The 26556-nt window shown below is 45.2% G+C and carries 25 protein-coding genes; 21 read left to right on the top strand and 4 right to left on the bottom strand.

Annotated features, from left to right (window positions below; translation table 11 throughout):
• Nucleotides 1–36 precede the first annotated feature (36 nt).
• From LYZ37_RS23295 to LYZ37_RS23280, 4 genes are all read left to right on the top strand, one after another.
• Complete coding sequence (locus tag LYZ37_RS23295; protein WP_239956356.1) at nt 37–831, top strand: winged helix-turn-helix domain-containing protein; 795 nt, start codon at nt 37–39, stop codon at nt 829–831.
• The gene (locus LYZ37_RS23290) at nt 818–1303 is read left to right on the top strand and encodes a hypothetical protein (RefSeq protein WP_004744221.1); all 486 of its coding nucleotides are present in this window, start codon (nt 818–820) and stop codon (nt 1301–1303) included. Before LYZ37_RS23295 ends, LYZ37_RS23290 begins: the two co-directional genes overlap by 14 nt.
• 356 nt (nt 1304–1659) lie before the next feature.
• The gene (tpx, locus tag LYZ37_RS23285; RefSeq protein ID WP_206536185.1) at nt 1660–2166 is read left to right on the top strand and encodes a thiol peroxidase; all 507 of its coding nucleotides are present in this window, start codon (nt 1660–1662) and stop codon (nt 2164–2166) included.
• Between the two features lie 2 nt (nt 2167–2168).
• On the top strand, nt 2169–2777 hold the full coding sequence (locus LYZ37_RS23280) for a redoxin family protein (RefSeq protein ID WP_272788535.1): 609 nt from the start codon (nt 2169–2171) through the stop codon (nt 2775–2777).
• Nucleotides 2778–3167: 390 nt separating this feature from the next.
• Here the strand turns inward: LYZ37_RS23280 and LYZ37_RS23275 are convergent, their stop codons facing one another.
• The 3 genes from LYZ37_RS23275 to LYZ37_RS23265 form a co-directional block, all read right to left on the bottom strand.
• Nucleotides 3168–3422 carry a hypothetical protein gene (locus LYZ37_RS23275; protein WP_004744218.1) on the bottom strand — a complete coding sequence of 85 codons (255 nt, stop codon included), beginning with the start codon at nt 3420–3422 and terminating at the stop codon, nt 3168–3170.
• Nucleotides 3423–3589: 167 nt separating this feature from the next.
• Nucleotides 3590–5086, bottom strand: coding sequence for a M20 family peptidase (locus tag LYZ37_RS23270; protein ID WP_272788534.1), 1497 nt, complete (start codon nt 5084–5086; stop codon nt 3590–3592).
• Nucleotides 5087–5319: 233 nt separating this feature from the next.
• A complete protein-coding gene (locus tag LYZ37_RS23265) occupies nt 5320–6342 on the bottom strand; it encodes a zinc-binding alcohol dehydrogenase family protein (protein WP_239956133.1) in 1023 nt (340 codons plus the stop codon).
• A gap of 317 nt (nt 6343–6659) precedes the next feature.
• Between LYZ37_RS23265 and LYZ37_RS23260 the strand changes: the two genes are divergently transcribed.
• From LYZ37_RS23260 to LYZ37_RS23210, 11 genes are all read left to right on the top strand, one after another.
• On the top strand, nt 6660–7163 hold the full coding sequence (locus LYZ37_RS23260) for a YgjV family protein (protein ID WP_272788533.1): 504 nt from the start codon (nt 6660–6662) through the stop codon (nt 7161–7163).
• 830 nt (nt 7164–7993) lie between these two features.
• Nucleotides 7994–8956: a D-2-hydroxyacid dehydrogenase family protein gene (locus LYZ37_RS23255; protein ID WP_272788532.1), complete on the top strand. Its 963-nt coding sequence runs from the start codon at nt 7994–7996 to the stop codon at nt 8954–8956.
• Between the two features lie 19 nt (nt 8957–8975).
• Nucleotides 8976–10535: an amino acid adenylation domain-containing protein gene (locus LYZ37_RS23250; RefSeq protein ID WP_272788531.1), complete on the top strand. Its 1560-nt coding sequence runs from the start codon at nt 8976–8978 to the stop codon at nt 10533–10535.
• On the top strand, nt 10532–11743 hold the full coding sequence (locus LYZ37_RS23245) for an ATP-grasp domain-containing protein (protein ID WP_272788530.1): 1212 nt from the start codon (nt 10532–10534) through the stop codon (nt 11741–11743). Before LYZ37_RS23250 ends, LYZ37_RS23245 begins: the two co-directional genes overlap by 4 nt.
• On the top strand, nt 11740–12954 hold the full coding sequence (locus LYZ37_RS23240) for an MFS transporter (RefSeq protein ID WP_004744208.1): 1215 nt from the start codon (nt 11740–11742) through the stop codon (nt 12952–12954). The genes LYZ37_RS23245 and LYZ37_RS23240 overlap by 4 nt, the downstream gene beginning before the upstream one ends.
• Before the next feature lie 86 nt (nt 12955–13040).
• Nucleotides 13041–14453, top strand: coding sequence for a citrate/2-methylcitrate synthase (locus LYZ37_RS23235; RefSeq protein WP_272788529.1), 1413 nt, complete (start codon nt 13041–13043; stop codon nt 14451–14453).
• Nucleotides 14446–17076 (top strand): aconitate hydratase, encoded by a 2631-nt coding sequence (locus LYZ37_RS23230; protein WP_272788528.1) that lies wholly within the window; start codon nt 14446–14448, stop codon nt 17074–17076. Before LYZ37_RS23235 ends, LYZ37_RS23230 begins: the two co-directional genes overlap by 8 nt.
• A 61-nt stretch (nt 17077–17137) precedes the next feature.
• Nucleotides 17138–18520, top strand: a complete 1383-nt coding sequence (locus tag LYZ37_RS23225) for an LLM class flavin-dependent oxidoreductase (protein ID WP_004744205.1) — start codon at nt 17138–17140, stop codon at nt 18518–18520.
• Nucleotides 18501–19955 carry a DUF6025 family protein gene (locus LYZ37_RS23220; RefSeq protein ID WP_272788527.1) on the top strand — a complete coding sequence of 485 codons (1455 nt, stop codon included), beginning with the start codon at nt 18501–18503 and terminating at the stop codon, nt 19953–19955. Before LYZ37_RS23225 ends, LYZ37_RS23220 begins: the two co-directional genes overlap by 20 nt.
• Complete coding sequence (locus LYZ37_RS23215; protein WP_272788526.1) at nt 19948–21153, top strand: ATP-grasp domain-containing protein; 1206 nt, start codon at nt 19948–19950, stop codon at nt 21151–21153. The genes LYZ37_RS23220 and LYZ37_RS23215 overlap by 8 nt, the downstream gene beginning before the upstream one ends.
• The gene (locus LYZ37_RS23210; RefSeq protein WP_004744202.1) at nt 21150–22184 is read left to right on the top strand and encodes an enolase C-terminal domain-like protein; all 1035 of its coding nucleotides are present in this window, start codon (nt 21150–21152) and stop codon (nt 22182–22184) included. Before LYZ37_RS23215 ends, LYZ37_RS23210 begins: the two co-directional genes overlap by 4 nt.
• 165 nt (nt 22185–22349) lie before the next feature.
• Here LYZ37_RS23210 and LYZ37_RS23205 read toward each other — a convergent pair whose 3' ends face one another.
• On the bottom strand, nt 22350–22718 hold the full coding sequence (locus tag LYZ37_RS23205; RefSeq protein ID WP_272788525.1) for a DUF3693 domain-containing protein: 369 nt from the start codon (nt 22716–22718) through the stop codon (nt 22350–22352).
• Between the two features lie 124 nt (nt 22719–22842).
• On the opposite strand from LYZ37_RS23205, the gene LYZ37_RS23200 reads away from it, so the two are divergent.
• The 6 genes from LYZ37_RS23200 to LYZ37_RS23175 all read left to right on the top strand — a co-directional run bounded on the left by LYZ37_RS23200 (nt 22843) and on the right by LYZ37_RS23175 (nt 26548).
• Entirely contained in the window at nt 22843–23067 is a 225-nt protein-coding gene (locus LYZ37_RS23200) for a hypothetical protein (RefSeq protein ID WP_272788524.1), read from the top strand.
• Complete coding sequence (locus LYZ37_RS23195) at nt 23060–24316, top strand: replication initiation factor domain-containing protein (protein WP_272788374.1); 1257 nt, start codon at nt 23060–23062, stop codon at nt 24314–24316. Before LYZ37_RS23200 ends, LYZ37_RS23195 begins: the two co-directional genes overlap by 8 nt.
• Entirely contained in the window at nt 24307–24615 is a 309-nt protein-coding gene (locus LYZ37_RS23190) for a hypothetical protein (protein ID WP_272788523.1), read from the top strand. The genes LYZ37_RS23195 and LYZ37_RS23190 overlap by 10 nt, the downstream gene beginning before the upstream one ends.
• A gap of 3 nt (nt 24616–24618) precedes the next feature.
• Nucleotides 24619–24855: a transcriptional regulator gene (locus LYZ37_RS23185; protein ID WP_272788522.1), complete on the top strand. Its 237-nt coding sequence runs from the start codon at nt 24619–24621 to the stop codon at nt 24853–24855.
• 10 nt (nt 24856–24865) lie between these two features.
• Nucleotides 24866–25099, top strand: coding sequence for a hypothetical protein (locus LYZ37_RS23180; protein WP_272788521.1), 234 nt, complete (start codon nt 24866–24868; stop codon nt 25097–25099).
• Between the two features lie 117 nt (nt 25100–25216).
• Nucleotides 25217–26548, top strand: coding sequence for a hypothetical protein (locus LYZ37_RS23175; protein ID WP_272788520.1), 1332 nt, complete (start codon nt 25217–25219; stop codon nt 26546–26548).
• Nucleotides 26549–26556: the final 8 nt, after the last annotated feature.

The raw sequence follows: 26556 nt of genomic DNA, 5'->3' as shown, positions 1-26556 counted from the left end.
CACCTAAGAAGTTGTAGATTGACTAATTGTACGTGTATGAACTGCGAATCTTTGTGGCAGTTGTATCCTCTTGCCCGGGAACAACTGGTTAATGTGAAATCCTTGAATGGCAAAAAACTGAAAGGCACAGAGTGCCGAGTGTTAGAAGTTTTGATCGCGAATCAAGGTCAGGTTGTACCAAAAAAAGAGCTGTTTACTCAGGTTTGGGGTGATCGTATTGTCTCCGATAACAGTTTGACCCAATGTATTGCTCAGTTGCGACTAGCACTGGGTGATAACGGCAAAGAGCAAAAGTACATCAAAACCATCCCTTCGCGTGGCTACATGCTGTTTGAAAATGTCGTGCAGTTGGCAGAGCCTGAGCAACAGAAATTGCCTGAAGTTGCCGTTTGTGCGCCGGAAAAGGCAACGGTTGCGGCAACGTCCCGTGACGCAGAAGAGCATCATTATCACCAACAACTTAAAGCATTGCTGGCGCTGTTTTTCGCTGTCGTATTTTTGTTTCAGACTGCTCAGGCTGTGAATCGTTGGACATTCGGTTGGAATGTGCCGTTGGATCGTTGGATCACTGAGACACAAGATGAGAGGACGTTTATGTTCCTCGACAACCCTGCGAGTAAAACACTCTATCATTATTTCCGTGATGAAAGCGCCCACCTCGAAGGGACGCCTGTAACCGATCTGCTGATTTCCACAGGTGTCAGTAATTATTATCTTTCCTGTGTCTACCGCTGTAAATCGACGGGAGATCAAGAAGTCAGAAACTTTACCTTTGATTTGCAGGAGAACTTTTACCTAATGGGAGGAATGGTACGCGATGTCTGTCAATAGAGTATTGCTGGTATTTTTTTCCCTAGCAGGTCTCGCTACGCTGACGAACGTAGCGCTCAAAATTGCCGATGTGCCTGACTTCATGAATGGAAAAACAAGTCAACTTTTCTACAGTGGCACGCTTAATGTGACGTTAAGCGGCGATGTGTTTTTAATCGAGGATTACCACACGATTAACCATCGTTTGTTTTTCAATCAAAAGTCCCACACGAGTCGTGTTATAGAAGATGGACAACGCGGACTGTACTTTAGTTACTTTACGGATTTTTATAGTGATAATTTGGTACAGTTTACGGAGTTTTCACTACCGATAGATGCGCCTATGCCTGCGAACAACGTGATTCAGGTTGAGGCTCATGCTATGAGGCGTCTCAATAACGAAATGTTGCAGATCATTCATCACAACCGCAAAGTCCTTTGTTATACGAAGTTACTTGAGGGTGGGGTGAAATGCATCACGCGTCGAAAATAAAACCGCGCCGTATTTCAAATCAGCACCGCTTTTTGCGGTGCTTTTTTTTACCTTAAATTCGACCTGTTGTTTGATTCCACCCAGGATCACTTCAGCGCCGATTAGTGACTTCTGGCCCAAGTAAGACACGCACGATTTCCTCTTGCATGAGATCATCAAAGATAGTGCTTATTCATCAATAAAAACAATCACATAGGTGTGAATCATAAAGGTTTTGATTAGTTCACTATGGAACTAATGAGTGTTTTGACACCATGTGCCTCGTTCTAAGGGTCGCTCGTTTGGATTGCTCAACATCCTGTTATTAACGAGTGAACTCATCAAAGTGAATGCACTATGTGTACATAAAAGAGGTAATCATGTCAGTAACATTCTTAGGGAACCCGGTTTCTGTAAACGGTCAACTACCGCAAAAAGGGGAGCAAGCCCCAGAGTTTACTCTGTGTGACCAAACATTGGCTGATATCAGCATCGAGCGTTTTAATGGGAAAAAATTGGTGCTCAACATTTTCCCGAGTGCGGATACGCCGACGTGCGCTGATAGTATTCGATCATTCAATGAAGCGGCAAAAACCCTGGACAACACTGTCGTCTTGTGTGTCTCTGCTGATCTCCCATTTGCACTTGCTCGTTTTGTCGAGCGACACAAGTTACATCAAGTGTCTATTGCTTCGTGTTTCCGCTCGCCAGAGTTTGCTCAAAGTTACGGTGTAGCGATTGCAGACGGTGCGTTGCGCGGTCTGACTTCGCGTGCAGTGGTTGTACTCGATGAGCAGCGTCAGGTGTTGCATTCACAGTTAGTGAGTGAAATTGCTGACGAGCCAAATTATCAGCAAGCCATTGCCGCAGTAAAGGGAGAATGATCATGAAGCGCGCATTAGTGTTACTTGCCATGATCATGTCCGGTGCCGCTTACGCAGGTTACGATGTGACACAACAAACAGCGGAGTTAGGAGAGGATCAGAATGTCACGTTGGAACATTCTACGACCTTCACGCTAGGCGGCCATGCCGTCAAAGTCGGTGACCTTATTCCGGCCATGACACTGGCCAATTCAGCGTTGAAACCGGTCGAGACTCAAGGCAGTGGTAAAGTTCGAATCTACAACCTATTGGTGTCGGTTGATACGCCTGTGTGTGTGGAACAGGCCGTCGTGTTTAATACACTGGCTGAAAAACATGTTGAATACGCGGATCAGCTTGAATTCATTAATGTGAGTGCTGACACTCCGTTCGCTCAAGCGCGTTTTATCTCTGAGCAGAAGTTAAGCCAGAAGGTCGCGTTTCTTTCTGATTCATACAAGCACGAATTTGGCCAACAAACAGGCGCTCATATCGAAGAATTGGGCTTGTTATCGCGTGCCATTATCGTCGTAGGTAAAGACGACCGTATTCTACATATCCAACGAGTTCCAGAGCTGACGCAATTGCCGGATTTGAACAACGCTGTAGCGATTGCGAAACGCCATATCTAACGGTGGCTATTTTCGGCATCGAGCGCCTTCTCTCCCGTGCTTGATGCCGCTTTTTATGTATGAGTGACAGAATAATGAACCTTTTGAAGCCACTAATAGCGGTCACGTTGATAACGCTGGCGTTTTGGCTATTTTACTCTCTACTGCCTGTGCGTTTTTCTCCTGAGCAATTGTGCCAAGAGCTCAGGCGCTTTGAATCCTCTCAACGTTTTCCTAGCCGCAATGTCTGCCACTCCAGTCACTGGCCGCGAGGGTGATTCTTCCTCACTGACCGAATCGGTTTAGTCGGGGCGTCATGCCTTTTTCTTCAAGGAAAAAATACAAGGATTGTATTACAGTGACAAAAAAAGCGGCTGAATGCCGCTTTAATTCGTTACTGAGTAAATCCCTCTAGGTCAATCTGCCTGCCAGGGACGAAATGACGTCTTCGGCCTCATAGTTGTAAGTCGTTTGGCAAAAGCGTGTTTCTTGCTCTAACTGAGCCAGAGCTCGTTGTTTTAAACGCAATTTATCTTGCTCATCTAACCATTTACTTTTTACGAAGAAGCATTTTAATGACAGGCTCAGATCGTCAATATGGGGGCCTTCTTGGCCTGTCAACGTCTGGTATTCTTCAAGGTCGTTTAGCGCAAGTTTTAATGACATGTCTATTCCTATGATTTCAAGAGTTGAATATGGGAGGTGTAATTGCCCCCCTCAGACACCACTCTACTTAGAAGGCAGAATCATCGGTAATGAACTTGTATGAATACCTCAAAATTAAAGTAATTACTTAATTTTAAGTCTTTGAAATAAAGCATTAATGGTTTTAATTAATTCAAGTTTGGCATAGCCAATTGTTGAACAAGTGAGCGATAAAATGTCAGCATCTGTCCATAAGCCTCAACACTTATCCGCTCGTTGGGCCCATGTATCCGTGGTAGATCACTGTCATCAAGTGCGAGCGGCAAGAATCGATAGACTCGGCTTGTTAGTTCAATGTAATGCCGAGCGTCGGTTGCATTGATCGTCAAATAAGGGGCGACAACGGTGCGTGACGCGCCAAATACTTTTTCAGTGGTGTGCTTGAGTATCTTGAACGCGCGGTTGTCTTGTTCGGAGATAGGGGTTGCACGATTGTAAGGCGGGCGAATGTCCACTTGTATGGCAGGGTCGTCAATGATGGCTTCTATGTACTCGATCACTTGTTTGGGCGCCGTATTAGGAAGCAAGCGAACATTGATATTGGCCGTTGCTTCAGGGGCAAGCACGTTGTCTTTCACTCCGGCGTTCAACAAAGTGACAGCCATAGTCGTGCGGACCACCGCATTGGTCGCAGCACTGGCCGTCAGCTGGTCAAGCAAAAGAGGCTTAAATAGCCAAAGGTTCGCAAAGAGAAGGCGATAATTGAATGCCATGTAACCTGACGTGGCATCGAATAACTGTTGAGTAGCGCCACTGTACTCTGCCGGCATGGGATGGTCTTCTAAACGTGAAATCGCTCGAGCCAATCGCCCAGGTGTGGTTTGGGCTGGGGGCATGGATGAGTGACCCGGGATCCCTTTTGCTGTCAGGGATACATTGAGGTAGCCTTTTTCTGCTACGCCTATCAAAGCGACCGGGACAGGGACGCCGGGCACCACCTCATCAAGAACAAAGCCCCCCTCATCAAGAACCAGGGCAGGGCTAACGCCGAGGCGCGCTAATCGTTCGGCCATAGCTTTGGCACCGTGCTCACCACCCACTTCCTCATCATGACCGAAGGCAAGGTATATATCGCGCTGGGGCTTGGCACCGGATAACAAGAGGGCTTCTATGCTTTCCAAAATGGCGAGCATTGAGGCTTTATCATCCATTGTTCCTCTCCCCCAAACATAGCCATCTTTGATCGCGCCTGAGTAAGGAGGGTGGATCCAGGTCTTTCGTGTCGATATTGCGTAGGGCACGATATCTTGATGTGCGGTTAGGACAATGGGCCGCGCCTTTGGATCACTGCCGGGCCAGCGGTACAAAAGACTAAACTGATTGATGCGCTCGAGTTCTAAGTCACGATGCACCAGAGGATAGGCGCCTGCAAGCCATCGGTGAAAATCTAAGAACACGGCAGGGTCGACACGCGTGGCATTGGGATCTCGCCCATCTAAGCGTGAAACAGTAGGAAACTGTATGGCCTGGCTAAGACGAGTCAACTGAGCGGCATTGGCAGGTTTTTGCTCAATGTGGGGTTGGTTAGGAAGCGCTTTCTGGTGTAACCATGTTCGGATTAGTAACGTGAATACAAGAGCCAGCAGTGCGAGAGAAACGAGAGAAACAAAAGATCGGAGTGTCATCAGTGGTCCTAAAAAGGCGGCATGGTTTGACTAGTTTATCCGCTGTCGTCGTATAAGCTGACCCGATGAGTGTGATTGTGCAGAATCGAACAGGTCATGTTTGGGAAACGGTCTCTCCTAAGCAGAGTCGAGCTGCTTAGGAGTCCGTTATCATCAGCCTCGATGAACGGCGAAGTTGAACGATGTTTTATTTGGCCTCTACTGCCCAAGACATCCCGTCACTTGGCGTCAAGTCAATCGTAATTGATGACGACTTTACCGATTGTGGCCCCACTTTCGAGCAGAATGTGCCCTTGTTTGAGGGTGTCAGCTGAGAAGCCATGGAGCTCTTTTGTTAAGGTCGATCGAATCCGACCCGCGTCGACCAAATTCGCAATCTGTGTAAGGATGTCCCCTTGTTTGTATAGATCAGCCGTCTTGTAGAGAGAACGTGTAAACATCAGTTCCCAAACAAATCCGACGGATTTACCTTGTAGCTTGCTTAAATCAACACCGCCCTCAAATTCGACAATCGAAGCGATTGTGCCCTGAGGGGCAATGAGCTCAGCCATCGCATCCCAGTGGCCCAACGTATCTGCTGTATTAAAGATGTAGTCTACGGTCTCAAACCCCAGAGCTTGGACGGATTCGCAGAGATTCTTATGATTCGCAACATAGTCGGCCCCCATTTGTTTGACCCAATTTTCAGTCTCTGGTCGAGAAGCGGTCGCAATCACGGTGAGGTTCGTCAGTTGCTTGGCTATCTGCGTCGTGATTGATCCGACGCCGCCGGCACCCCCGATGATCAGGAGTGTCTTTCGTTCTGTAGGGTCGACGCGCAAGCGGTCAAACAGTGTTTCCCAACCGGTTAATGAGGTCAGAGGCAGTGAGGCCGCTTCTGCGTCTGTCAGCCCTCTTGGCGCCAGAGCGACCAACCGAGAATCGACGGCATGGTATTGTGCGTTGGTGCCTGGGCGGGTGACATCTCCAGCATAGTAAACACGGTCACCTAGTTTAAAGTTCGTGACGTTTGCACCAACTTCCACAATTTCACCAACAGCGTCATAACCTAGAACGCGAGGTTGTTCTAGTGTGGTGTCGGTTGCCGCTCTGATGCGTATTTTCGTGTCGGCAGGATTAACGGAGACAGAAGCGATCTTAACTAACAGATCAAATTTTCCCAGTGATGGGAGGGCGGTTTCAAATTCAAAAAGACTCGATGAGGCTTCGATAGGTTGTGATTGACTGAATCCAATGGCCTTCATGGTGGTTGACATTATCTACTTTCCTTATTGTTTTCTAGGCTCGGCAACGTTGCCGTCGTCTTGTGTTATGCCAACTATACGGAGCTCAATGTCAGAGAAAAACGAGCGCAAGGCTGAAAGACTTTCAAACGTTTATTGATAATTAACAAACACATATCTGTGTGGCGACACTGGCTCAAGAGCGCTGAGGGAGGTATCATCGCGGGCATCCGAAGTGAGCGTGATACAGACAAAACAGGGCGGTCAAGACCCCTCATCATGTCTTCGGATGGGACGGATTGTCAGGGAGAAAACTCGCGCAGGAGCGCGTATCAATAGGTGGTTGATTTATGGATGTGTTCTTTTTATCCCAAGTTCTTGTGGCTATAGCGATTTGTTTTGATCTGATGTCGTTTCAGTTTAAGGATAGAAAAAAGATCGTCGCGTGTTTGTTTTGTGCGGGCGTATTGATTTCTACGCATTTTGCATTGCTCTCGGAATGGACTGCCGCGTCCCTAATGGGGGTGGCGACTTTGCGTTATTTGGTCAGTATTTTTTCGACTTCCTCTATTTTGAAATATGTGTTTTGTTCGGCGTCGGTTCTCGTTACTGGTGCTACCTTCACAGGGCTTACTAGCATCATCGGTTGTATGGGCTCCGTGCTTCAGACCCTCGCAGCATTTCAGGAGAATGACCGTCGACTAAGGGAACTGATGATAATAGGAACAGCGTTATGGCTTCTACATAACTATTTGGTTGGTTCACCCACGGCGGTACTAATGGAAGTCTTGTTCATTTCGAGCAACCTCTTTGGCTATTACCGCTACTATTTTAAACGCGAAGGGATAGCATAATCGCACTCTGAGTATGAACATGCTCACGTTAGAAAACATTAACATGCAACGTAACTGCCCCGTCGCTAACGCGATTAAGGCCACTTCACATATGACGTTGTCAGACATTGCGCACGAATATAATTACATTCAGGTGCATGGTTTATCTTGGTAGTTATAGCAGGCCGATGTCCCTATCCATAGGGATGGCGCTCTCCAAATCAGATTGTCCGGTCTCAATTTATGCTTAGTTGTCGGTGAATCAGGGGGAAACAAGGCAACCATGTTCGCGATGGTATCAATGTGATTACCACCAAGAGACTAACGACGAACCTGAATTGCCATCGCTCAACGAAGGAATAGTTAGATGTGGGTAGTGAGTCATTTTTCTGGTGAGCTCCAAACCGTGTCAATGCAGTGCTGGTCAATATTTGCGGAAACCCCGCGAGTGATCGTTCTTCACAAATGGATATGTGGTGTTGCACAGCTCTGGGATCAGCAAGCTGAGGTCAGGTGCTACTGTTTTACAAATTTATGATCGAATCAAAAGAGCGGTACTTCCGCCTTTTAGCGTCAATAAAGTTCCAAGGTTCGCCTGTTTACTATGGAGACGCCTCAAACCAATAATATGCTATAAACATATTATTTTTCAGTTAGCTACGCTTTACCTTCTTCAATCTTTATCTTCTATCTTTCCTAAAATTGCATCTATCAATATGAAACTGGTATTTATGAGAATAGTGTCATTTTTTAAGAAATACGTCTGTTATAAACATAACGGTTAGTTATTTTTTCTGATAGTTTGCACACCCAAGGTTATCAAGATGTAGCGTAATTGTAGGGTGGTATTGATGAGCAATGTTAAAATAGTGGTAATCCCTGATGATTATCAAAATGGCGCAGGGAATGTGTCTAGCTTACATGAGGACTCGTCGTGTCGAGTTATTTCAATTGGTGACGTTCACAAGGATGTTACTGCAGATGAGATACTGAGTCAGGCAGAGGCTTTGATTCTAATCAGAGAACGTACAGTCATTGACTCTGAATTCTTAAAAAGAACCCCAAAGGTCAAAGTCATTAGTCAGACTGGAAAAGTAGCCAGAAACATCGATTTGGATCTGTGTCGAGCGCACGGTATTGATGTAGTCGAAGGAAAAGGTTCGCCAATAGCCCCAGCAGAGTTAACTTGGTTACTTATTCAGAATTCCGTTAGGCAATTTGTCCCTTCTGTAAACGCTATGATGGCTGGCAAGTGGCAAGTTGCAATGGGTGACACGGTTTCAGGTAAAACGTTGGGGGTAGTCGGCTATGGGAAGATAGGGAAACGTGTAATTGAGTATGCTAAGGCGTTCGGGATGAATGTTTGTGTTTGGGGTTCTGAGCGTGCTCTCAATGAAGCAAAAGAAGATGGAATCGATGTGCCAGTGTCAAGAGAGGAATTCTTTTCGTCTTGCGATGTAATTTCTCTGCACCAGCGTTTGGTTCCAGATACCCAAGGCAATATTACCTACGATGATTTATTTGCTATGAAGCCTTCCGCTGTCTTCGTTAATACAGCCCGCGCTGAACTGGTTGAGTCGGGGGCCTTAGAGCAGGCTTTGGATGATGGTCGTCCTGGTTTTGCCGCGCTGGACGTATATGATCAGGAGCCTATCTGGACTACTGAACATCCAATGCTCAAACGAGCTAATGTTCTTTGCAGCCCCCACTTGGGTTACGTTGCCCAAAGTAGTTACGACTTATATTTCGATATCGCATTTCAAAATATTAAGCGTTATATGTCGGGTGATAGAAGTCACGTGATTAACGCTTGAATATCATAAAGGACGTTCAATGAAAGGGATAGATTGGGTTAATGGTATGCTCAGTGGCTTCTTAACCAGTGTCGAAAAGTATCCACTCGCTAAGGCAATTGTTCTAGATGAAAAAGGTTACAGTTATCAAGAGCTGCTGCAAGCTGCGGATAACATTTACCAGCACCTCTCTCGAGTAGCAATTGATTTGAAAGGGAAACGTGTCGCGATACTCGGTGGCAAAAACATAGAAACTTATTCCTCCGTAATTGCTGTTTTATTGGGTGGCGGTACATTTGTTCCTCTTAACCCAAGTTTCCCCACGCAAAGGAATCGATATATTTTTGAGGCTTCACAAGCCGATATTTTGCTGACGACATCGGCCCTAGGTGACTATATCGGAGAAATGAAGGCGAGGTTGCCATCTTTGGAATGCGTGTGTGTCGATCGGATCTGTACGTCAGGTGCGAGAAGCGTTGCTGAGATATGTCAGTATAAACCTGTTGTTGGGGAGCATGAGCATGCATATATCCTCTTTACTTCGGGAAGTACAGGAAACCCAAAAGGCGTTCCGATACACCACAGAAATGTAACTGCTTTCTTAGCGCATAATCTAAAGCAGTTTCAATTTAAACCGTCAGACCGGTTCAGCCAAACGTTTGATCTGACTTTCGATCTTTCGATATTCGACTTATTTATTGCTTGGAGTGTTGGCGCGTGTGTGTATCCACTCCAACCTTGCGAGTTGTTGTCTCCTGTCGCGTTTGTTAACAAGCATCAATTGACGGTGTGGTTCTCTGTTCCTTCGGTAGTGCTAAACAGTTGTAAACTGGGTTTGCTTGAGCCAAATGCTATGCCTTCACTTCGTACGAGTCTATTTTGTGGAGAAGCTTTGTCAAAGGAAATTGTCGAGCACTGGTTGCATGCGAGTCCTAATACACGTGTGTTTAACTTATACGGTCCTACAGAATTGACAATAGCTTGTGCAGATTATGAGGTTACCGAGGCTGTTTTGGATCTATCTTACAAAGGCTTGGTGCCGATTGGGCGGGTTTACTCAAACCACACATATCTTCTATTGGATGAGCAAGGAAAAGAAGTTGACGAGGGAGAGCTTTGTATTTCAGGTCCTCAATGTTTCAGCGGCTATTTAGGTTTGCCTGAAATTAGTAATGCAAAGTTGTTTGTTGATCAGAGTTCACGCCAAACTTTTTATCGGACAGGCGATTTAGTGAAAAAAACGTCGGGACAAAATCTTGTGTTTGTTGGAAGAGTAGACCATCAAGTGAAAATTCAGGGGTATCGAATCGAACTGATGGAAGTTGAACAGCAGTTGAGAAAGCTAGGTTGTATTGATGTGGTAGCACTCCCTTACCCTTCTTATGAGAGCCCTCAACAAATAGCTGTCGCTATCCTCGGGCAGAAGGACGACGATGATGTCGCTTTGTTAAAAAAGCACTTAAGTCTGTTATTACCAAAATACATGACTCCTCACTACTATGAAACGTTTGACAATTTTCCTTTGAACTCAAATGGCAAAGTTGATCGAAATGAACTGTTAGCAAATATCAAAAAACGGAAAGACTTGATCAAATTATGAAACACGTACTACTTGTTGGTGGTTCGCGCCACTTAGCGCCAGTGCTAAAAAAGCTGGGTTGTCAAATCACTTTACTGATCCCGACAAATAAACTGAAAAGAGCATTAGAAGTTGACGTATACGATAAGGTCATTGCGCTACCGAAGGAAACGGATTATGACCATTGGTTAACGATAGTTTCTTCACTTCATCAGCTCAACCCTATAGAAAGTATCGCGTTTTTTAATGAACCGATGGAGCCGTTAGCGGCGTTTATCGCCGAAAAGCTGGCCTTGCCTGGTCACACTCGTCAAGTTATAGAACTGACCCATGACAAGAAGAAAATGCGTGCGTATTTAGCCGAGAAGGGCTTGGATGACACGCCTTCTCGCCTTATCCCGGTTAGTGATATGAGCGGCGCAGAGGAGTTCTGTAGACAAACCGGCTATCCCGTCATTGTGAAGCCGTTGAATGGAAGGGGCAGCATGGCCGTTTCGAAAGTCCTCGGGGCTAATGAGCTTGCGAGTGCAATCGAGAAAGTTAATCAATCTGGTAGTGATACCGTGCTAATGGAGCGTTTTTTAGAGGGAAATGAATGGAGTGTCGAATGTTTCAGTGAACATGGCCAGCACAAGCTGATTGCCATCACCGAAAAATTTAAAGATCTAAACAATATTGAAACGGGCCATTGCCTGCCTGCCGAATTATCCAGCGAGAAAGAAGCGGAGATCAAAGCGTTTGTCTTCCAATGTTTAGATGCAATTGGGCTAAAGAATGGTCCCAGCCATACGGAACTGTTTACTACACCTGAAGGCCCAAGGATTGTTGAAACTCATGCAAGATTGGCCGGTGATCGCATACCCGATCTTGTGAAATATCTAACTGACGTTGATTTGGAAGCTTTGTGGGTTGAACAGACGTGTGGTAAGGAAGTCTTAAGTCGTGTTCCCGAGCTTAGGTCTAGTTCACACCAGACATGCGCTTCAATTCGGTATTATACGCCTGTAATTGAGGCAATATTCAACCAAGTTAAAGGGGTTGAAACTATCGAACAGGATGAGCATGTGAAGCACGTAGAGGTACTGCAGACACCGGGGTTTAAGTTTGGCGGTATCCAGGATTCTTTTGACCGTGGAGCATCGGTTGTAGCTGTGGGTAAAACTTGCCGTGATGCTGTTGACAAAGCGCAGAAGAGTCTTGATTCCCTGGTGTGGGAATTCGAGTCATGACCTTGACACGGGATGCGAAGCTGCTGTTGTTAGCCTCTATCATTTCGAATGTAGGCAATGGAATATATACACTCGCAGTCGGAAAGTTGCTTTATGATCAAACGGGGTCTGCGTTGTCATTCGGCATCGTGATAGCGTTCGAGTATTTGATGATTTTCCTTTCAAACTTTTTGGCTGGTCCTATTGTGGACCGCTACGCCAATAGTCGTATGCTAACTCTGGTCGATGGCTGTCGAGCCGCGTTTATTTTGGCTTTGTGTTTATTGGTTCAGGACGAGTTACCCTTGGTTCTTGTGACGTTAATTAGTTTCGTCATCTTTATTGGAAAACCATTTTACCGAGCTGCTTTTTTCTCAATTGAGCCTTTGGTTGTACCAAGTGAGCAACTGGGGAAATATCATGGCTTTGCTTCGAGTGCGTTTCAGACCGGACAATTTATTGGGATCGTTTTGGCTGGCGTCCTACTAACATATTTTGACCCACTACTTTGTCTCGTGCTCAACGGTGTCTCGTTTGCATTTTCTGCTTTGATTTTCTGTTCAATAAGCCAAGTTGGCGAAACCAATTGTGAGGTTGCTCAGAGTCAACATTGGGATAATCGTTTAATTGCCGATTGGCGAGATGCGGTCAAGACACTGAATTCTGTTCCTGGTTTGACACTCACCATCTTCGCCTCAGTTGGGGACTATGTTTTACCCAGTATGATCAATGCGTTGTTAGTAGTGTTTGTTGCTCAATACTTTAACGGGGAAGCAGCTGCTCTCTCGTTGTTGGATGGAGCATTCGCCCTAGGCGCGCTGTCAGCGGGGTTGCTGGCGGGACATGTTGTTGATCGCCTGGGGCGTAGTAGATCCGCTGGAATGGGCTTGTTTGGTCAGGGGCTCGGTTTTGCAAGTATTGCGTTTATGGCCATTCCTTCCAACATAGTCGGAATGATGTTTGCCATCGGCGCGTTTAACACCATATCTTACACTTCGCTGATCACGCATTTACAACAAAACACGGATAAATCCATTCGAGGTAGGGTGAGTCTTTTTCGTAATTTGTTTGCCGTTTGTGTGGCAGGGGTGACGATACCTTTGCTCACTTATCTTTCTCAGTCTTCGCTGTCTTGGGCGCTACTATTTGCTGCATTGGTTAGTTGTATTTTTGCTGTTATTGCCGTCTTAGCGGTCAAGAAATGGAATGTTGAATTGAGTTACCAAAGCTAATTCACATTAGTTATAAGGATATTTATAAGGTTGCATTAAGGTTGCGATGCAGTGACGTTGTGCCCTTAGCTAGGAGGTTTCTACCAATGATAAAAGATAAGCTCATTGTTCAGTTGTTTGCTGAAACGTTTAAAATTTCGGAAGCGTCAGTAAGCAACAAGTTGCATTATCAGCAAAATGAAGCTTGGGATTCAATGGCTCATGTAGAGTTGCTTCTACGTCTAGAGCGAGAGTTCGGGCGTAAGATCACCACAGAAGAGGCATCTAGATTAACAACATATCAAGCAGTCAAAGACTGGATACACGGGGTACCCGATGGTCAAATGAAAGCTGGCAGCCCTAAATCAAAAAAAGATGTGGATTATATTGATATTAGTCGAGGACTCAATGGGGTTTACTTTGATGAGTCTGGAATATGTCGAATAGATGGTCAACATGGTCTTTTAGGTTATCGTGGCTATTCCCTTGAGGATCTAGCTGAGTACTGTTCTTATGAACAAGTTGCTTATTTATTGATATATGAGCGGCTACCTACGGCAGAAGAACTGAAGATTTTTTGCTTAAAAATTCAAAATTTTCGTGTGCTGCCCGAAGAAATTCTTACATTAATCGAGTCGTTGAAATTGTGTCATCCGACTTATGTTCTACGGACGGTGTTGTCAGCGATAGGGGCGTTTTACGAAAAGCCTAAAACCCAAGATCAAGAGATTGTTAAAAACGAACTCATTCGCATCATCGCACAAATCCAATCGATAATTGTTTGTCACTGGCTATGTGTAAATAACATCACTATTCAGCCTAGCTATTTGAAAGGGAATTTTTGTGAGCTGTTGCTCAGCCATTTTTATCAAGGAGAGCAGCAGGAGTTGGCGGTCAGTTTACTTAATGCTGACTTAGTCGTTCACTCAGAACATGGCTCTAATGCTTCGACATTTGCTACACGTGTTGCTTGTGGGGCGCAATCCGACCTCCACAGTATTTTTACGAGTGCCATCTCAGTGTTTAACGGCGACCTACATGGCGGGGCCATCGAACGTGTGATAGAGATGATCACTGAAATTGGTCATCCAGATAATGTCGCCAGCTACCTTGAACAAAGGCGAGCGAGTAACCTACCTATCATGGGTTTTGGTCATCGCGTTTATCGTACACACGATCCTAGAAAGCGCAAATTAGAACAAATGACTTATCTAGCAGCAATCTCAAACAAGGATATGCTTGGCTATGAGATCATCCAAGCACTTGAAAAGGAGATGTTGCCTTACCATAAGCATGGTATCAGTGGGAATGTCGACCTCTACGCAGGGTTATTGTATCAGCAGTTGAATATCCCCAAAGAGTACTCCGTCCCGATTTTTATTGCTTCTCGCTCTGCGGGGTGGGCTGCCCATATTCTCGAGCAACAGAGCAATAATATTTTGATTCGTCCAAGGCTTCATTACAACGGACCTGAGATCAAACGATTCACCAGAGAAGAAAGAGAATCGACGTATGTTTAGTTCAAACTATTTAGATACCTTTGATGTGGGAAAAAAGCGGTACACTTTCGTTTCTGTTCCTAAATTTTCTGCCTACCATGACGTGGAAATAGACACTATTCCCTTTACTATTAAGCTCTTCGTGGAGTACCTCATTCGTACTGAGCAATCTGAGGCTGCGTTACGCTTGTTAGAACAATACCGCTCAGAGGCGCAATCGGATATCGAGTTTACGTTTTCACCGAGTCGTTTGATTATGCAGGACTATACGGGAGTTCCTGTTTTGGTCGATTTGGCATCATTGCGTACATTATTATCTGAGAAGGGACAGGATCCGAGAGTTATTACCCCGCAACTTCCTACCACGCTTGTAATTGATCATTCAATTCAAGCAGAGCATTTCGGATGCCATGACGCTAGTCAGCGCAATTACTCAGAAGAGATCGCGAAGAATACTGAACGTTATCAATTTATACGTTGGGCTCAAGATGCGTTTGACAACATCGAAGTAGTTCCACCAAACCGCGGAATTGTGCATCAGATCAATGTAGAAAATAAGTCGGTACTTTTGACTGAAGACGTGAAAGATGATGGGAAGACAATCATCTACCCGGATTCAGTGATTGGCTCTGATAGTCACACAACAATGATCAATGGTATTGGCGTATTAGGTTGGGGAGCTGGAGGCCTAGAGGTAGAGTCTTTGATGTTAGGAATTCCCACCTCTCGACAAATGCCAGCACTAATAGGTGTTCAGATTGAAGGGGAACTTGGCACAGGAGTCTCCGCTTATGACTTAGCCTTGTACATGACAAATCTTTTTCGTCGCGAAAACCTGTCGGGTAGCTTAGTCGAAATTTATGGAAGTGGTGTTAAACAATTAAGTGCATTCGATCGATGTACTATCGCAAACATGGCTCCCGAAATGGGCATTATGTGTTGTTTATTTCCCGTCGATCAACAAACGATCCAGCACCTTTCTCTGACCGGGAAAACTAAACATAATCAAGAACTTGCAACTAGCTATTATTCACATCAGAAGATGATGGGAGCGGAGTGTTTAGACGACAGTGCGTTTTCACATGTTGTGAAGATCGATTTAAGTCACGTGTCAGTCAGTATTGCAGGACCGTATTTACCTAACAATCTGACGAGTGTTGAACAAATTGCGCATGAGAACCCTATCTCACACCACTCTCAAGGTAAAAAGACAATTCTAGATGGCCATATCGCCATCGCTTCAATAACTTCTTGTACCACAACATCAAATCCTGAGCTAATGCTAACCGCTGCATTGCTTGCAAAGAATGCTGCTGCTAAAGGTCTGAAGGTACAGCCTGATATTAAGACCACGTTTGCACCTGGGTCACGTTCAGTTTTGCATTATCTGACCAAAGGTCAGTTGATGGAGGGGCTAGAGGCTCTCGGGTTTTATCATGTTGGCTATGGGTGTACTACTTGCAATGGGGGGAGCGGCACATTAACGGACAATGTGATTGAGGCCATTGAGCAGGGAACAGATTGCGTAGCAGTGGTTAGTAGCAATCGCAATTATACTGGGCGAATTCACGGAAAAATAGAGAAAGCGTACCTTTGCTCACCGGCGATGACTGTGGCATATGCACTCGCCGGGAATATTGGAGTAGATGTTTTAACTGAAAGCTTGGGAAAAGACTTAAATAATAATGACGTCTACTTGAAGGACATCATGCCAACAAGACATCAGGTCGAAGCACTGTATAGCTCGTTGGTCACAAAAGAGTCGTTTGAGACACTTTTAAATGACAATGATAAAGAATGGTTGAGTAACCCCAAAGGAAATGAAGCATTGCATCATTGGGATATTCATTCGACGTACTTGCAGAATCCCAGTTTTCTAACGGAAGTCTCGAAAATGGGCAGTTCTCCCTATCAGAATATGAATGTCCTGCTTAATCTGGGCGATGACATATCAACGGACGATATTTCACCTGTAGCCAAAATTACTACTGAATCTTATGCGGGACAGTATCTGTTGGAGAAAGGTGAGTCACCATTGAGCCTCAACTCCTATGGAGCTCGTCGCTCCAATCATCATGTCATGATCAGAGGAGGCTTCTCGGGACCACGCAAGATCAATTTACTAGGAATCGATCTGCCTTCTGGTCATACCTTACATAGCCAAACCAACGAAATAGCGCCAGTTCACCAAGTAGCGTTGGATTATCTATCCCAAGGACAATGCTCAGTTATTTTTGCCGGAGAACGCTATGGTGTTGGTTCATCACGAGACTGGGCCGCAAAGGTGCAACGTTGTTTAGGCGTGAAAGTCGTCATTGCAGCAAGTTTCGAACGCATCCATAGAGCCAACTTAGTTGCGGTTGGTATTTTGCCACTTATCCTCGCAAACGAAGATGCACAGTACAAGAAGCTGTTGAATGGCAGAGAAAAAATCACTGTTCGCATCCCTAATCAAGAAATAACTTCAGATACAGTGTCTGTTGAGATCGAGAACCTATCAGGATCACGTGAGCGATTGGTACTCTCATGTAAAGTCGCGCTCTATTCACGCTCTGAGCGCGAACAGTTTCGTAGCGGTGGATTGTTGCCTTATGCATTAGAGACATTAGCAGGTGTTTCCGAATGTGAAACGGAAATGACTTAGATCTCACTAAAAAGTGCCCCTTTATGTTTGGGGAAACGTAATTTCATAAAAGGAATAAATAATGAATACACAAAACAAAAGGACTATGAAATTGGGCTGTTTTATGCCGGCACCAGGGCATCATATCGCGGCGTGGCGTCATCCAAGCTGCCAGCCTGATGGTGGACTAGATATTGAGTACTATTGCTCTCTAGCTCAAAAAGCGGAGGAAGGTCTTTTTGATATGATCTTCTTATCTGATGGAGTTGGTGTTCGAACGCATTACCGAAATAATGACGAGCTCAGTAGACAAGGACGAACAGTCCATTTCGAACCTTTAACGCTACTGTCTGCGATAGCAATGGTCACTCAACGAATCGGGTTGGTTGCTACTGCCTCGACCAGTTACAACGAACCTTTTCACATTGCACGAAAGTACGCGTCATTAGACTACATTAGTCATGGGCGTGCTGGATGGAATGTTGTGACCTCAGTAACTGATGTGGAGGCTCAGAACTTCAATCTTGAAAAGCAAGCTGACCACGAAGAGCGCTATCAACGTTCGAGAGAGTTTATGGATGTCGTAACTGGCCTTTGGGATAGTTGGGAAGATGACGCATTCATTTGCGATAAAGCCAGCGGTCACATGTTCGACCCCAATAAGTTACATATTCTCAACCACAAAGGGGACTATTTCTCTGTTAGAGGGCCACTAAATGTAGCTCGTCCTAAGCAAGGGTATCCGGTCATTGTTCAAGCCGGATCATCAAAAACTGGTCGAGATTTTGCTGCGCAGTGGGCAGAAGTAATTTTTACTGCGCAGACTCAAATGGATGATGCGACCGCTTTTTACAAGGATATAAAGGCTCAAGCTAAAGCTTATGGGCGTAAGGAACATCAGCTTCATATCATGCCTGGTGTAACGATTGTGGTGGGGGAAACAGACGAAGAGGCAAACCAGAAGTTTCAAGCTCTCCAAGATTTAATTGATCCCGTTGTGAGCTTAAGTTTGCTAGAGAGTCAGCTAGGTGATATAGACTTGTCTAGATACGATATTGACGGGTATCTACCGCCGCTGCCCCAGACAGAAGGTAGCACAAGTCGACAACGATTGATTTGGGAAAAAGCGCAGCGAGAAAACCTTACGATCAGAGAGTTAGCTCGTTCAATAGCGGGCTCCCGGGGCCATCATCTACTCATAGGTTCTCCTAAAACGATCGTCGATACTCTGCAGGAATGGTTTGAGGCAGGAGCAGCTGATGGATTCAATATCATGCCTCCAGTGAACCCAGAAGGGCTTGATGACATTGTAAAACTGGTGGTGCCAGAGCTACAGCGTCGTGGTTTGTTCCGAACAGAATATCACGGAAGCACGTTACGTGACCATCTAGGGCTAGAGCGCCCAGAATTTGCTTCCGCTAAGAAAACTAAGGAGAACAAGCAGTATGCAGAGTTGTCTGAATGAAGAAAGTGCTCTGCTTAAAGCACTCGGTTTAATCGGTCATGAGTCTTGGCAACTTGATCCAGAGCAGTTAGAGAGTTTGATGTCTGGAGAGAAGCATTATGCGTTTCTTCACCTTGGCTACGCGAAAACACCTATGTCGAAGGTACTTGAATCTATTTCATCCTCTTCAATTTCTCCACCGCGTAGCGGTCACATGGGAAACTGGGGTGATATTGTGGTGGGTCGTTCGGGGGCGATGGATTTCAATTATTTCATTTGCCTCGGAGGCTATGGTCACCCCTCCATCTTCTGCTTTAATCAAACTGAGACTAAAGCACTTGACGGAGGTGATACTGTATATGTTCCCGGCTCTCTGGTGAAGCAAGGGAAACAATCAATGCTAGAACTGTATGCGTGGGATGGTCAGCAGTTCGCTTTGTGCGATAGAACTTCACCTCGATTTGTTCCTTTTCTGAAAGCAAAAAGCGAACAAGGTCTCAAACCGTTAACAAGTCTTCTGACGCACCAATTACGCGAGCAATTGGGAACATTCGAACTTGAAGTAGACTTGTTAGCAAAGCACCGGGAAAGGCTATCCGCGTGGATTGAGGCTCTTATTCGTGCCGCTTTAACCAGTAACAATCCCGCTAGGTTGCTACAAGATTTGGTCGGACATGCGGCAACGCTGTCAGGAGATATAGAGCGTGCTAAGTTTTCGTTAGAGGGCAATAGTATCGTCATGAATGGGATAGAATACAGCCCAGAAGACTTTGCGGATCTAATTTGGGCGCCTATCATTGCTGTAAATGAGCCTCAGCATTTTTTCAGCAATATGGAAAAATGGCCAGTGAAGCTGCCAATTATATCTCATTTACTTGTTGCTGTTTTTTCGGCGTTGTGTCGAAGCCACTTTGTGTGTAATACAAATAGAGGTGATTTTGGCCCTACCATTCACTTTCATTGGGGGGCTAGGGCCATGGGGGGGTTCCCTCCTGCCAGAAAAGGTTATTTTGCTGAAAAATCGACGGCTAAATCGCTCCGCCACATTATGGCAATCATCGATGATGTGTCTGCCGAGCCAATAAGCCTAGTATATGTTGTTATGCCGGCTCCTGTGTTTATGCTTTGCCCGACCAATTTGAAGTCAAATGATGCACAGGTCTTAGAAGGCTTATTTAGTCATATTTTTGCCAACTTTGATCCCTTAGAGTGTTCAGAATCGTTAGGTAAAAAACTGAATGCGTTAGTGCACGAATGGTTGCAGCGAAATGGTCAGGATCTATCGAGCTATTTTACGCGTCGATTTAATGGTTGGCCGGGATTGCTAGATGTTGATTCAGCAGATTTAGATGTGAGTGATCATTTATTGTCTAAAGCCTGGCAAGCCCTAACCATTGAGCAATTATGTATTGTTGTTGGCACCTTTCATGAATACTACGGGAGAAATGATGACTAAAATTAATGGTTGGGTATTGATCATTGGTGGTAAATCTGAGCTCGTATATAAAGCCCATCGACTCGGTTTACAGGTGGTAAGATTAATTGATCGCAGCCCTACAGATGTAAAAGAGATCGATTTAGCAGAGCACGTAGTCACTGCCGACTTCAACGATGAGAAAATGGTAATCAATATAGCCTGTGCGTTAAATCAAGTTTTTCGTTTCAAGCAAGCTATTTCGTTGTCTGAAGACATGTTAGTGATCTCTGCTAAAGTCCGAGAAGCGTTGTGCTTACCGGGAGTTAGTGTCGAGGTCGCAATGCTTCTAAAGGACAAAGCTCTAATGCGAGCTCACTTGGCGAAGAGTAATTTCCCATCCATTCTTTGGAAATTTTGTACTAATTCGGATCACGTTATTGAGTTTATCAGAGAAAACAGACTTAGTAAGGTAATTCTTAAGCCTGTATGTGGTGCCGGAAGCGAAGGTGTGCGCGTCATATGCAAAGGAGACTCAGTACCTACTGTGGTCGCAGACATCCTGAGTAAAGGGTGGAAAGAGTTCCTTGTCGAGGAGTTTCTAGAGGGTGAAGAAATCAGTGTTGAAGCCTTCAGTTTTAATGGCAAGCATCAAATTCTCGCGACAACGAAAAAAACAATTACGGCTGGATGCATTGAACGAGGGCATGTTTTGCCTTATCAGCCAGACGGTCTCGATGACATTGAAGCATTCGTGATGGAGTTTTTAAATACTGTGGGGCTAAAAGACGGCCCTTCACACACTGAGCTCAAACTTACTTCTACAGGTCCTCAAATTATTGAGTCACATAATCGTGTCGGTGGTGATCATATTAATGAGTTACTAAATCAAGTCTATAAAGTTGATCCTAAGGAGGTTGCGATTAGTTATGCTTGTGGAATGCAAGAAACGTCACCTTTTTACAACCCTCAAGGTTACGCCGCAATTAGGTATGCCATTGTTCCAGCTGGGAAGTTATCCTCCAATCCCAAGGTTGCTATTTCGGAGCGTAAAAGCGTCCAGTTGCTGGATAGTCGATTGGTGTTTGAAGTTGGACAGATTATTCCGCCTTTATCCGATTCCAGTGCTAGAGCCGGATTTGTCATAGCCGCGGGTGACAATTATGAGTATTTAGATCAAACGATGAGTCACTGGTTGGAAAGTGTTGAGAAGGCAGTCGCCGAGGCGATGGAATCATGAACTGGAGCATCGCTTTCGTACAACTCGGTTTGTCACAGCCATTTGTAACTAGTAAGGGGTGTCAATCAAGTGTCAGCCCCATTTTTGTCCGCTGTCATTCATCAGTCGATAACAGCATCGGTTTTGGTTCAGTTGTGGTGTCTAAAGACGCGCCCATGAGCAACAATCAGGTACTTGAACAGTTTCAGTCGAGTGTGGCCAACTTAAAAGCAGAATGCTGTACAACTTTAAGAGCATCGTTGCGAACATTAAACATCAGTCCTGCAATAAGGTCGGGATTGAATATGGCAATAATTTCTCTTGAGGCACAGCGCTTAGGTATGCCTGTTTCTCATGTGCTTGGTTTGCCAGCACCGAAGCGGATTGTTTCTGGTATATCTATTGGTGTCTCTTCACGTGCAGAGCTCCGTCGAGATCTGAGTCGTTATTTGGCGTGGCCGATTATAAAGTTGAAATTGGATCATGCTGATTTGGATGTCTTGGCTGAGATACGAGCGCACTATGAGGGTAGAATTTGGGTTGATGGTAATGGTGCTTGGGATTATCGCTCAACTTCACTTGCGCTACCTGAATTGGAAGCGTTCGATGTAGAAATACTAGAGCAGCCACTGCAAGCGGGTAACATCGAGTTTTTAGGTGAGCTTCGTCATGCAACTAGTATCAAAATTTTTGCAGACGAAGATTGCAGTTCGTTGGGGGATTTACACAAACTAAATGGACACGTTGATGGGGTAAATATTAAGCTCATGAAGTGTGGCGGATTGGATTCTGCTTTGGAGATTGTCACGCAAGCACGTGAGTTGGGAATGGAAACAATGATGGGCTGTAAAACAGAGAGCTATCTCGGCATAGCCGCCGCGGCTCAACTTGCGGGAACTGTTGATTATTGTGACCTCGATGGGGCGGTGGATATAGAGAAGGACTTTTTCATCGGAAACGAAATCAAGGATGGGATTTTGTCTGTTAACAAAGACTGTATGCTTGCGCGTTTTCAAGAAGGTGATAGAAATGTGAACTGGCTGTCCGTATAACTCAAGAAGAAAGTATCTGCGTCATTAGCTTGAGCCTTGTTTGGTTAATCATCAGTATTTTAATCGATAGATTATCAATACTGATGATTAAATATTTTATGGTAAATTCATTATGTTCAATGAGTCAGACATAAACAATTCAGGTTCATTCTATACATATATTATTTAACATAATGTACGTAATGCGCACTGAGTAATTGCTCCAGTCGGGCTGCTAATCCACATAGCCAAGCCGCCGCAAGCTATTGATATTCCGTGTAAACCGCGCCCGTTAAACTTTTTTGCAATGCTTTCCCAAAGTGCTTTTATCTCTGGGTTTTCGTTGCGGTCGGAATGACAACCCATCAAAGCTACTTCTTTATCAATTCCTGCATTTTCAGCTAGAAAAATTGCTTCTTCATCAGATAGATAGCGCTTTCCTTTCCTCATTTCACTGATTCTAGGAGCTGGCATATTTAAATCGTGCGCAACTTGCTTGTCTTGTATGTAGTTTTGAGCCTTTTTATAGGCATCAAGTAGTTCTGATTGATACATAGCATCCCCCTTATAAGTCTGATTTTAGCGCATAAATTACAAAATTCTGTATCTTGCAGTTACAAGATTCTGTAATTACAGTTACAAAAAGTTGTAATTCACTTGGTCTTTTTTGGAGAGTTCTATGAGCTTCGCTGCGAAACCTGCTCGTAAAAATCCTGTGTACTTTGAACACCACTCGGATGGCTTCTGGTGTTCGATTGATGGCATGCCTGAATACTTCAAAACCAAACACGAAATGTACCTCTATGCGTGTGAGTCCGACCGTGAACTGATTGAAATTACTCACGAAAACGAATCTGAACTGCGTGCCAATGGCGCTTTTGACCGAGTATTTCACGATGAATAAGACTGTCATTGACTACGTGAGCTTCTCCGGTTCGCCTTTACTGCTTGAGCGCTGTAAAGACATGGCGAAACAACGCTTTGCTTTAGAGCAAATCAATGAGTTTGAATCTCAAAATGTGGTTGCGATTGCTCAACGTGAACAAACCAAGATTGCTCACTTTGGGGAAAACCTTGCTCAAGTGCTTGGCTGTATTGAGTCTGAAGACTTTGCTAATAAGGATTTGTACTTTGCGGCTCTGGATAAGGAGCTCATCAATGCCGATGTGCGCATTGATACCGATGTGTCCTTTAATGAATGTTATCAACGTCTTATTAGCAATATCGGCATCGATATGTTGGACACCCTTTGTCATGGCGAAATCGAATCGTTTCTAGAGGTGTTAGCAGACGAAATCAGCTACGAGCAAAACGAATGGACACTTGAACGTCGCGGTGGTTTTTCTGGTTATCGATACTCGGCAAAACTGCTGTGCAATGGCACTCAAGCTGGATTAGTCGCTTGGGGTGCGGCGAACTTCGGTTATTACGTGTCGTTTTCCGGTAAAGGCTGCGAGGCTGTGAACATGGAAGCGCTTTATAAAGCACTACAGCAAATGGTTGGCGCCAAATTGACGCGTGTGGATATTGCCCTTGATGACTTACAGGGTAACGTTTCTATCGAAGACATCAAAGATAAGTACCTTGATGGTCAATTTATTACTCGTGGCACGCCCCCTAGTGCCGGTGAATTTCGTGGCTATCAAAGTATGTCACCACAAGACCGCAAGAAATGCGGCTTTGTACCGGATGCAGGTCATACCTTTTATGTTGGTGCGCGTGAGAACGGCAAGGTATTCCGCGCCTACGATAAAGCCGCGCAGATGAAGTGCGAACAGTATCCCAACTGGAACCGTTTTGAAGTTCAGATTGGCAACCGTTACAGGGTCATTCCTCTTGAGGTGTTAATCGACCCTGACCCGTACTTTGCAGGCTCTTACCCTGCCCTTGCCTCTCTGATTGATGATGTCGAGCCTATCGCTATCTCGACCACCAAAATCAAATTTATGACCTCGTTTGAAAACGCGGTTAAACACGCTCGTGTTCAGTACGGCAAATTGGTCAACGCCATGCGCCAACTGTACGACGACGATAAACAGATACTCGAAACCCTGACTAAGGGACTCGAACTCAACGACATCCCCGACCGGATTAACTTTCCAGTCGGTCGGGACTTACATCTAGAAAAAACTGGAGAAATACCATGCCATTAACCGTAATCGTCATCGGGTGTGAACACTCGCAAGGTCTATCAAAAAAAGATGACCGTCCATACAACTTCGCTCAAGTGAACTATCTAGCCACTAACGAAGGTTGGAAGTCTGAAAAAGGCGAATGTCAGGCAGTCGGTCTGGACAAGAAACAAATCGCCATGAATCCAAATCCATCACTGGTGATGGCATTCAAAGAATTAGAAAACCAATTCCCAATGATGTGTGAGCTGCACTTGGATGCAGACCCGCAGAACCCTGCGCGAAACATCGTAGTCGATATCAAGCCAATCAAAGGCTAAACCGTGTCTGTTTGTGTCGCTCTCACTCACGGTTTACTCGCAAAGTCCACTGATGGAACGTGCGATTACCTTTTACTAACCAAGGTGGAAGCGGCTCAACTGGTCGAAAATGGACAGGCTACATTGTCCTTCTTTCAATTTGACCCTGCGATGTACGAATTCTTTTTAGGTCAATTGCTGTTGACCTTTATCGGTGGTCACATCATGGGTCGCGTCATTAAGTATCTAGGTAAAAAATAAAGGTAACACTATGAAATTCTTCAACTTTGCTAAACAAACTGTTCAAAACCGTTACGCTCAAATGGGTGTACTTCTGACTGTCTCAGGCTCGGCATTGGCTGACGCTTCGGCTAACGAAGGCGCCATCACAGCAGCCATCACTGGCGGTAAAAAACTGGTTGAATTGACCACAACGGGCGTTATCGGGCTTGCGGCTCTGGGCTTCGGTGTGGGCATGGTCGTGTCTTGGCTAGCGCGTAAGTAATGGTGGTCTCTATTGGCATGGCGTCTGTCATGGGACTGGTGTTTTGTTACGGGGTCTATACGGGCGTCATATCAGGATAAGGGGGCTAAATCAGCCCCTTTTTTTATAGGTGCACTTATGCGATTTGCTATCAATTTTCTGCTTGGCGTTTTGCTGTTAATGACGCTGATGCTCTCCGTTCCTAGCCATGCGCAGCAATGTGAATTCGGATTTAAACCCGATGGAACATGTCGCAACGTGTGTGAGTTTCTCCACGCTAAGGCAGGCACTCGCACCATGTCATGGGATGCGTACATATGGGGACAAGATCCTAAAGCGGCATGTGTGGGAGACAGTTTAGAAAATCGATGCGGTATGGCTCCAGCAGGCAGTCAAGCGTGTGTCGGTGTCGGTGAAAATGGCTCAACAATTGTCGGCACAAGATGTACAGGCAAATGGAAATTTACAGGTCAAATTTGTAATGGTCCTGACTTTTCAGGCGGTACAGTGCCATCACTGCCCGACCCTGACCCCGAACCAACACCACCACCGATTCCAGACAATAATCACACATCCATTCCTAATATTAGCGTTGTGGGTTTTGGCACTTTGGGCGCTCAAATCAAAGGCGGTCACAACGCCATTAATAACCAGATCCAACGCGGTTGGGAACGTCTAGAGAACGTGTCCTATGCAGGCTTAACGCAAGACCAAAAACAACATGACCAAATCCATCGGGATATGGTGCAAATGGGCTCCACGCTGAGCATGTTAACGAGTAGCGTCTCAAATCTCTCTACGGTCATGTCAACAAAGAAAGAAACCCCTTGGACTAAAGAAACACTCAAGGAATTGATTGATGGTATCAAGGTGATTAGCGATTGTGTCAAAGGTACCGATAACAATAACGGCTCTGGTGATGGTTCAAATAACTCTGGTGATGAGGCTAACAAGCCAGCGTGTTCCGGTTTAAAAGGCGGTGGCTCTGGCGATGGTACCGATATGAGCGAAACCAATCGTAAGCTAGATGACATAGCCGAGGCGACCCGTATGAATGGCGGCTCTATCTTCCGCGTCGGTGGCACTCTTGGGATGGGGCTTGGGGATATTTGGGATGGTATCGACAAAATTAGAAAAAGCGGTAAATCCTTTAAGACGCCCGAAAAACCGACCTTTAAGACCCCTTTCAAAGATGGGGTTGAGGGCTTAAAAACGGAGATTGAGCAACTTGAGAAAGACATCGAGGACAAGCTCACCAAGTCACCGCTTAAGATGGGCACCATGCACTTTAACGGCGGCAGCTATCGAGGCACGCAGTTTGATTTAGATCATCATGGTCATCGTATTTCAGTCGGCTTCAATTTCTTAGACCGGATAGCACCACACATCGACCTCATCAAAGGGGTCATTATCTTTCTCGCCACACTCATGGCAGCCATCATCGTCTTAAGTTCTGGACGTAATTCGTAGGGGGAATC

The organism is Vibrio tubiashii, assembly GCF_028551255.1.
Classification (GTDB): domain Bacteria; phylum Pseudomonadota; class Gammaproteobacteria; order Enterobacterales; family Vibrionaceae; genus Vibrio; species Vibrio tubiashii_B.
This window is presented reverse-complemented; position numbering and strand designations above follow the sequence as displayed.

Bases quoted from the DNA above. Each gene is read 5' to 3' on its own strand.
- LYZ37_RS23295 (WP_239956356.1), top strand. From the start codon at position 37: ATGAACTGCGAATCTTTGTGGCAGTTGTATCCTCTTGCCCGGGAACAA.
- LYZ37_RS23290 (WP_004744221.1), top strand. From the start codon at position 818: ATGTCTGTCAATAGAGTATTGCTGGTATTTTTTTCCCTAGCAGGTCTC.
- LYZ37_RS23280 (WP_272788535.1), top strand. From the start codon at position 2,169: ATGAAGCGCGCATTAGTGTTACTTGCCATGATCATGTCCGGTGCCGCT.
- LYZ37_RS23275 (WP_004744218.1), bottom strand. From the start codon at position 3,422: ATGTCATTAAAACTTGCGCTAAACGACCTTGAAGAATACCAGACGTTG.
- LYZ37_RS23270 (WP_272788534.1), bottom strand. From the start codon at position 5,086: ATGACACTCCGATCTTTTGTTTCTCTCGTTTCTCTCGCACTGCTGGCT.
- LYZ37_RS23265 (WP_239956133.1), bottom strand. From the start codon at position 6,342: ATGTCAACCACCATGAAGGCCATTGGATTCAGTCAATCACAACCTATC.
- LYZ37_RS23260 (WP_272788533.1), top strand. From the start codon at position 6,660: ATGGATGTGTTCTTTTTATCCCAAGTTCTTGTGGCTATAGCGATTTGT.
- LYZ37_RS23255 (WP_272788532.1), top strand. From the start codon at position 7,994: ATGAGCAATGTTAAAATAGTGGTAATCCCTGATGATTATCAAAATGGC.
- LYZ37_RS23250 (WP_272788531.1), top strand. From the start codon at position 8,976: ATGAAAGGGATAGATTGGGTTAATGGTATGCTCAGTGGCTTCTTAACC.
- LYZ37_RS23245 (WP_272788530.1), top strand. From the start codon at position 10,532: ATGAAACACGTACTACTTGTTGGTGGTTCGCGCCACTTAGCGCCAGTG.
- LYZ37_RS23240 (WP_004744208.1), top strand. From the start codon at position 11,740: ATGACCTTGACACGGGATGCGAAGCTGCTGTTGTTAGCCTCTATCATT.
- LYZ37_RS23235 (WP_272788529.1), top strand. From the start codon at position 13,041: ATGATAAAAGATAAGCTCATTGTTCAGTTGTTTGCTGAAACGTTTAAA.
- LYZ37_RS23230 (WP_272788528.1), top strand. From the start codon at position 14,446: ATGTTTAGTTCAAACTATTTAGATACCTTTGATGTGGGAAAAAAGCGG.
- LYZ37_RS23225 (WP_004744205.1), top strand. From the start codon at position 17,138: ATGAATACACAAAACAAAAGGACTATGAAATTGGGCTGTTTTATGCCG.
- LYZ37_RS23220 (WP_272788527.1), top strand. From the start codon at position 18,501: ATGCAGAGTTGTCTGAATGAAGAAAGTGCTCTGCTTAAAGCACTCGGT.
- LYZ37_RS23215 (WP_272788526.1), top strand. From the start codon at position 19,948: ATGACTAAAATTAATGGTTGGGTATTGATCATTGGTGGTAAATCTGAG.
- LYZ37_RS23210 (WP_004744202.1), top strand. From the start codon at position 21,150: ATGAACTGGAGCATCGCTTTCGTACAACTCGGTTTGTCACAGCCATTT.
- LYZ37_RS23205 (WP_272788525.1), bottom strand. From the start codon at position 22,718: ATGTATCAATCAGAACTACTTGATGCCTATAAAAAGGCTCAAAACTAC.
- LYZ37_RS23200 (WP_272788524.1), top strand. From the start codon at position 22,843: ATGAGCTTCGCTGCGAAACCTGCTCGTAAAAATCCTGTGTACTTTGAA.
- LYZ37_RS23195 (WP_272788374.1), top strand. From the start codon at position 23,060: ATGAATAAGACTGTCATTGACTACGTGAGCTTCTCCGGTTCGCCTTTA.
- LYZ37_RS23190 (WP_272788523.1), top strand. From the start codon at position 24,307: ATGCCATTAACCGTAATCGTCATCGGGTGTGAACACTCGCAAGGTCTA.
- LYZ37_RS23180 (WP_272788521.1), top strand. From the start codon at position 24,866: ATGAAATTCTTCAACTTTGCTAAACAAACTGTTCAAAACCGTTACGCT.
- LYZ37_RS23175 (WP_272788520.1), top strand. From the start codon at position 25,217: ATGCGATTTGCTATCAATTTTCTGCTTGGCGTTTTGCTGTTAATGACG.